This window comes from Stenotrophomonas sp. DDT-1 (genome assembly GCF_001580555.1).
Taxonomy (GTDB): Bacteria; Pseudomonadota; Gammaproteobacteria; order Xanthomonadales; family Xanthomonadaceae; genus Stenotrophomonas; species Stenotrophomonas sepilia.
This window is the reverse complement of sequence record NZ_LEKR01000032.1, coordinates 44,589-51,986: the sequence shown is the minus strand read 5'-3', so window position 1 is coordinate 51,986 and position 7,398 is coordinate 44,589. Positions and strand designations below refer to the sequence as shown.

4 protein-coding genes and 1 other RNA gene are annotated in these 7,398 nt (G+C 66.5%); 1 reads left to right on the top strand and 4 read right to left on the bottom strand.

The features are described from left to right. On the bottom strand, positions 1–4,641 hold a 4,641-nt coding region (locus AB839_RS14965; protein ID WP_197467687.1), incomplete at its 3' end, for an autotransporter-associated beta strand repeat-containing protein. 359 nt (positions 4,642–5,000) lie between these two features. Beyond that, complete coding sequence (gene sugE / locus AB839_RS14960; protein WP_005415486.1) at positions 5,001–5,318, bottom strand: quaternary ammonium compound efflux SMR transporter SugE; 318 nt, start codon at positions 5,316–5,318, stop codon at positions 5,001–5,003. A 300-nt stretch (positions 5,319–5,618) separates the two neighbouring features. Here sugE and ffs point away from each other — a divergent pair. After that, positions 5,619–5,709, top strand: an RNA gene (gene ffs / locus AB839_RS14955) — signal recognition particle sRNA small type. A 156-nt stretch (positions 5,710–5,865) separates the two neighbouring features. On the opposite strand, the gene AB839_RS14950 is transcribed toward ffs, so the two are convergent. Both AB839_RS14950 and AB839_RS14945 read right to left on the bottom strand, forming a co-directional pair. Continuing rightward, on the bottom strand, positions 5,866–6,633 hold the full coding sequence (locus tag AB839_RS14950; protein WP_061479960.1) for an MBL fold metallo-hydrolase: 768 nt from the start codon (positions 6,631–6,633) through the stop codon (positions 5,866–5,868). Next, positions 6,633–7,382: a 3-deoxy-D-manno-octulosonic acid kinase gene (locus AB839_RS14945; protein WP_061479959.1), complete on the bottom strand. Its 750-nt coding sequence runs from the start codon at positions 7,380–7,382 to the stop codon at positions 6,633–6,635. The genes AB839_RS14950 and AB839_RS14945 overlap by 1 nt, the downstream gene beginning before the upstream one ends. Between the last annotated feature and the right edge of the window lie 16 nt (positions 7,383–7,398).

Here is a 7,398-nt window from a genome sequence, read left to right as displayed (position 1 = left end):
CAACGTGACATCACCTGCTGCAGCAAGGCTGCCGCCCGTGCCCAGCGCCAGCGTGCCGGCATTGATGGTGGTACCGCCGCTGTAAGTGTTGGCACCGGACAGCGTCAGCGTGGTGGCACCATTCTTGACCAGGCTGCCATTGCCACCGACCACGCCCGACAGCGTCAGCGCAGTGCTGCCCGGCAACGTCAGTACGACGCCCGAGCCCAGCGTGACCGCATTGCCGAGTGTCACTGCCGCGCCCGCGTCCAGCGTGGTGCTGGCATTCACCGCCAGCGCGCCGGTACCGAGCGCATCATTCGCACCGACCACCAGGCCACCGCCGTTCAAGGTCAGGCCGCCATCGAAGGTATTGGTGTTGTTGAGGGTCAGCAGGCCCGCACCGTTCTTGATCAGGCTGCCATTGCCGGCCACCACGCCACCGAGGGTGAGATCGTTGCTGCCGCCCAGGGTCAGCTGCGTACCGGCACCGAAGTTCACTGCGTTGGCCAGGTTCAGCGCCACGGTGCTGTCCAGCGTGGTCGTGCCACCAATGCCCAGTGCACCGGTACCGAGTGCGCTGGCGCTGCCGAGAATCAGGCCACCGTCGTTGAGTGCAAGGCCACCGCTGAAAGTATTGGCACCGGACAGCGTCTGTACGCCCGCGCCTGCCTTGATCAGACCGCCGGTACCATCGATCACGCCGGCAAAGCTGCCACTGCTGGCGCCGCCAAAGGTCAACGACTGCGCGCCCAGCACCAGCTGGCTGCCTGCCACGCCGTTCAGCGCGCCGATGGTCTGCGCCGCACCGGCTGCGGAGATGTCCAGCGTCGCACCGGCACCGGCAAGATCCACCGCGCCGGCCGCGGCAAGACTGCCGCCCGCCCCCAGCGCCAGCGTGCCGGCGTTGATGGTGGTGCCACCGGTGTAGAGGTTGGCGCCGGACAGAGTGAGGCGGGCCGCGCCGTCCTTGATCAACCCACCGGCACCGAATACCGGACCGGTGAGCGTCAGGTCATTGCCGCCCAGCACGGAGAGATTCGCACCGGCGGCCAGGCCGATGAGGTTGCCTATGGTGAGTGCAGACGTTGCATCCAGCGAAGCGTTGCCGCCCACGTCCAGCTGGCCGGTACCCAGTGCCTGCGCATTGCCCAGCTGCAGCAGGCCCGCGTTGAGGCCGACACCCCCGCTGAAGGTGTTGGGTCCATTCAACGCCAGCGTGGCCGTACCATTCTTGACCAGGCTGCCAGTGCCACTGATGAGACCGCCCAGTGACACGTCCTGGCTGCCCAGCAGATCCAGCGCCGCGCCTGCCCCGAGGTTGACGTTGTTGGCGAGGTTCAGCGCTGCTGAACTGTCCAGCGTGGCAGTGGCGCCCACCGACAGTGCACCGGTGCCCAGTGCGCCGGCGTTCCCCAGGAACACGCCGCCGCCGTTGACGGTGAGCCCACCACCGAAGCTGTTGGCGCCGTTGAGGGTCAACGTGCTGGCACCGTTCTTCACCAGCCTGCCGGTACCGGACACCACGCCACCCAGCGTGATCGCCTGCGAGCCCGGCAACGACAGCGCCGCACCCGCGCCCAGGTCAACATTGTTGGTCAGGCTCAACGGGGCGCTGCCATCGAGCGTGACGTTGCCGCCGATGCCCAGTACTCCAGTACCGAGCGCGCCGCTGTTGCCCAGCAGCAGGCTGCCGGCGTTTGCGTTCAGTCCACCGCTGAAGGTGTTGGTGCCGTTCAAGGTCAGTGTCGACGCGCCATTCTTGACCAGGCTGCCGGTGCCCGTGATGTTGCCGCCCAGGGTCAGGTCCTGGCTGCCCGGCAGGGTCAGGGCCGCGCCGAGGTTGATCGCATTGCCCAGGTTCAGCGCCGCAGTGGCGTCCAGCGAGCCGTTGCCACTGACCGTCAGCGCACCGCTTCCCAGCGCACCGGCGTTGCCCAGCACCAGGCCACCGGCCGCAAGATTCACCCCACCGCTGAAGGTATTGGCACCGGTCAGCGTCTGCACGCCGGTACCCTGCTTGATCAGCCCACCGGTGCCGCCGATCACGCCGGCGAAGGTCTGGTTGGTGGCATCACCGAAGGTGAGCGTGCTGCTGCCCAGCGCCAGGGTGCTGCCCGCCACACCGGACAATGCACCGATGGTCTGGTTGCCACCCAGCGAGATATCCAGTGCGCTGCCAGCGCCGGCCAGGCTGACCGCGCCGGTCGCCGCCAGGCTGCCACCACTGGCCAATGCCACCGTTCCGGCATTTACCGCCAGCCCACCAGTGAACGTGTTCGCGCCGCCCAGCGTCAGCGTGGCAGCACCGTTCTTGACCAGGCTGCCGCCCCCACCAATGACACCCCCCAGCGTCAGCGCATTCGAGCCCAGCACATTGAGCGAACCACCGGCGCCAAGCGTGATGCCATTGCCCACGGCGAGCCCGGCGCTGGCGTCGAGTGATACCGCACCGCCGACGTTCAGTGCCCCGGTTCCCAGTGCACCGCCGTTGCCCAGCACCAGACTGCCCGCGTTGAGTGCCAGACCACCGCCGAACGTATTGGCGCCGTTGAGGGTCAGCGACGATGCACCATCCTTGATCAGGCCGCCAGCGCCGCTGATCACCCCGTTGAAAGTGAGCGCCTGCCCGCCAAGCAGATTCAGGCTGGCACCCGATCCGAGGCTGACAGCATTGGTCAGCGCCAGCGCCGTGGTGCCGTCGAAGGTGGTGTTGCCGCCGACAGAGAGCGTACCGCTGCCCAGCGCGGCGGCATTGCCCAGCAACAAGCCACCGGCGTTGAGCGCAACACCGCCCGTGAGGCTGTTGACGCCCGACAGGGTCTGCACACCGGTGCCGAGCTTGATCAGGCCGCCGGTGCCTGCGGCGAACGTGCCGCTGTAGCTGGTATTGCCCAGCCCGCCCAGGGTCAGGGTGTGGCTGCCGAGGTTGACCGAACCACCAAGCCCGGCCAGCGAGCCGATGGTCTGGTCGGCCGCCGCCGAAAGATCCAGGCTGGTGCCGACGCCCAGCGTGATCGCACCGGTGGGCGACAGGCTGCCGCCCGCGCCCAGCGCCAACGCGCCCCCGGCCAGGTTGAAGCTGCCGCTCAGCGAATTGGCACCGTTCAAGGTCAGCGTGCCGGCACCGTTCTTGGTCACGTTGCCGGCACCGGATATCGAGCCACTCAATGTCAGCGCATTGCTGCCCAGCAGGTTCAGCGAGCCCCCGCCATTGACCACCAGGTTGTTGCCCAGGGTGAAGCCCGCCGTCGTATCCAGCGAGGCGCTGCCACCGACGGTCAGGTTGCCGCTGCCGAGTGCACCGGCATTGCCCAGCAGCAGGCCGCCGGCATTGAGGTTGACGCCCCCGGAGAACAGGTTTGCACCGCCGAGAGTAACAATGCCGGTGTTGTTGACCGTCAGCCCACCAGCGCCTGAAAGCACGCCATTCAAGCCGAACGCATTGGTCCCGGCCAGGGATAGATTGCCGCCGAGGTTGAACGCATTGGCCAGATTCAGACCGGCCGTGGAGGATGCGATGGCACCGCCGTTGGCCGTGAACAGCCCTGTGCCGAATGAACCGGCATTGTTGAAATTGACCAGGCCATCATTGAGCGTCGTCGGGCCGGATGCGCCCCATGCGCCCTGCAGGTTCCAGGTACCGCTGTTGACGGTGAGCTTCTGGAAGTTGAGGTACTGGTTCCAGCCCAGTGTGGTCACCGCTCCGCCGGTGCCTGACCCGGGACCGGCGGAACTGTTCTGCAGCACCAGCGCGTTGTTGCCCGCGCCGCTGCCGGTACCCGCGTCGACCGTTCCCGCTGCCGCAACCTTCACCCCGGTAACACCCGTAATCACACCGGCAAGGGCGGTGCCACCGCCGGCCACAACGCTGGAACCCGACACTGCGGTGAAGGTATTGCCGCCGGTTGAATCACCCAGATGAACGCTACCGTTGACCGCCCCCGCATTGAGGAACGTATTACCGCCAGAAGCGCCCAGGCCGACGCGTCCGTCGATGGTACCCGTGTTGGTCACATTCGCTGCCGCGCCACCATAGGTCACCACCGTGGTCGCGTCGGAAACGCTGCCCACACCGATCAAGGACGTGCTGATCAGGCCGGCATTGTTGATGGTGGTGGTGCCGTTGACGTTCTGTGCCACCAGCGCCTGTCCACCGAAGCCCAGCAGCGTTGCGATGTTGACGACACCCTTGATCTGTCCACTGGCGTTGTTGTTGACGACGATCGCGCTGTTGTTGGCGGAACCATTGCCGATGACCAGGCCGGGCGAGGCGAGGACGATCGAGCTCGGATCGATCGTGCCATTGTTGTTGACCGTCACGTTGTCGCCGGTCAGCGTTGCCGCGTTGCCTCCACCTACGATCGGCGGCGTACGCAGCAATGCACCCGCGGCGATGTTCAGCGTGAGGCCGTTGGTCGCGTTGGAGTAGTTGTTGATGGTGGTGGTGCTGTCGCAGTTTACGGTCGTGGTACCCGTGCACGCTGCGAATGCCGATCCACTGGCCAGTGTGGCGGCCAATGCCGCCGCCAGCTGCTGCGTCCGCAATCGCGGTACCCGCCCTGCGCTGACCGCGCTTCCCCAGGGATTCTGGGCGACCTCCGAAGCAACCTGCATTACCCCAAGGGCACGATTGAAAACCAGACGGTAAATGCGGTTCATCGGTAAATCTCCATGAAAAGACCGGATGGCACAGCTGGCAGGTTTTTTTGGAGAAAATGCGGGCCACCCCTGCTCCCGATACGGGAACAAGGCCTGAAGGCATTAACTCCTTAAAATCTTCACATCTTCACCTGATCGCACCCAGGGACAGGTACGTCAGCGTGTCCCTCAAGACGAAAACTCCCCGATTTCGCCCGACGAATGGCGGCACTGTGCGACCGGCGGTGCCAGCGGCATGTGAATCACGCGCGCCATTTTCATGACGCACGTCAAATAAAAGGGGCCGGCAGAATGGTTTTGCCGAAAATGCATATCGTTGTATGTAGCGGGGAATCCGTGCCCGCCATGAGTAAATAAATTCAGCTACTGGAGAGTTTCATCAGCACCAGGCCGGAAACAATCAGCACCGCTGCACCGATCCGCATCGGGCTGACCTGCTCACCCAGGAACACGATGCCGACCACGAACGCGCCGACCGCGCCGATGCCGGTCCAGATCGTATAGGCGGTGCCCAGCGGCAGGCTGCGCATGGCCACCGCCAGCAGCCAGAAGCTGGCGATCATGCCGATGATGGTGACCACGGTGGGGGTGAGCCGGGTGAAGCCTTCGGACTGCTTCATGGATACGGCCCAGACGATTTCCAGCAGGCCGGCAAACAATAGATAGATCCAGGCCATGACGGCCCTCCTCTTGGTAGGGCCAGGCCGTCCTGGTCTTTGATTCCCGATGTGGGGGAGGTCGTTCCTCCTGGCCGGCATTCTAGCAACGGGGGCCACGCCCGGCCGCCGTGGCCAGGAACGGGTTACAGCCGGTTCAGTGCGTGACGCTGGCGTCGATGGCCCGGCCTGCGCTAGAATGAGGGTCTGCCATCGGTCAGCCGATGTGCGGTCCGGCTGTGGTCTCCGGCGCATCGCGCGCTGCTTCCCCTGATCCGTGAACTGGCCGCCCACCGGGCGGCCAACGTCTCTATGGTGGCCCCGTCGGCCCCTCGCGACGCTAGGTCGAAAACCCCGCCAGGGCCGGAAGGCAGCAACGGTATCGATCGACGCGGGCGCCGAGGCCAGCCGGCGGGGCCACCGCCTTTTTCGGCGACGCCCTCGCCTCTGGTAGATGCCACCCTTGGTTGGCGCCCCTCGCCGGGCATGGCCCCGCGCTACTACAGCGCGCGCTCCAGCGCCTCCAGTTCGGCGGCCAGCGCCGCATCGGCGGGCTGGCCGGTCCTGCTCACGGCGGATCCTGCACCAGCACGTGCGGCGCGGTCGGGTCGGCCAGCGGCACGCACTGCCCCGGCTGCGCCACGCGGTGCCCGCGCGCGGCCAGCGCCTGGCCATCGGCCACGCTGGCGTAGTGGTAGAGCATCATCCGCGCCTGCAGTTCGATGCTGTACTCACGCTCCAGGTCGTCCACGCCCGTGTGTGACGGGTTGCCGTGCAGGCCGCAGTCGTGGGCGATCAGTTCGTTGTCGTCGGCGTAGCGCGCCAGCATCTCCGGAATCGGCCGGGTATCGCCGCTCCAGGTCAGCGCGCCCTGCAGGCGCAGGCCATAGGCCGTCTCCGGCCAGTGATGGCGCACCGGAAACACCTCCAGGCGCACCCCCTCATGCCAGAACGCCTCGCCCACCACGATCAGGTGGAAGGCATCCCAGAAATTCGCACCGCCCTCAGCCAGCACGTTCGGATAGTCAGCAATGCGCTTGTGCAGCAGCGGCACCACCGTGGCAGGCACGTACAGGCGCACCTTGCCGCGCCGGTTCGCATTGAAGAAAGTGTCCACGAACAGGCGCTCGAAGCCGGCCACATGGTCCAGGTGCACATGGGTGACGAACAGCGCCTGCGGCATGTGCCCGTAGTGCGCCTTGAACGCGGTGAGGCCTTCACCGCCGCAATCGATGGTCAGCCACGGGCGACCACCGCGCTCGATCACCGACATCGGCGATCCCAGCTCGACCGCCGACGCGTTGCCGACGCCGAGGAAACGCAACGACCAGTCCATCAGGTGCCCCGGTTCCAGGCCATGTCATAGGCACGGCGCAGCCGTGCGTAGTCCTTCTGCACATCTTCCACGCTGCGCTCGCCGCGCAGCTTGATCAGCGAGCGCAGCAACCGCTTGAGGTTGCGTTCGCGCCAGCCGGTGGCCGGGATGCGGATCACCCCACGGTCGAAATCGATCAGCCAGCCATGGCCACTGCCATCGAACAGGATGTTGTGCGCGTTGAGGTCGGCATGGTCCAGGCCGGCACGGTGGAAACGGGCGATCAGCCGCCCGGTCTCCTCCCAGGGCGCGCCCCGGCCCGCAACCAGTGCGCGGTCGGCCAGCGAGCGCACGCCCTCGATCCGTTCCATCAGGATCGCGGCCCGGTAGCGCAGGCCCTCGCGCATGTAGAACGCGGCGATCGGCCGTGGCACCGGCAACTTCTTCTCGCGCAGCGCGCGCATCAAGCGGAATTCGGCGAAGCTGCGGGTCCGGTCCGAGCCGCGCCAGAGGTATTGGTCGAGGCTGATCCGGGCCGCCATGCCGCCGCGCAGGTAGTGGCGCAGCACGCTGGCACCGAACGGCGCATCGACGAACCAGGCGCTGCCGCGGCCGCCCTCGCCCACCGGGCGGGCCTTGCTGCCCCAGTGCTGGGGCGAGAACAGGCCAATATCGGCTTGCCGCAGCCGCTCGCGGTCGAACAGAATGGCCCCGATGCCGCGACCCTCGCGGCATGGCGTCAGCGCTTCATTGGCGTCGAATGCGACCATTTCATTGAGTCTAACA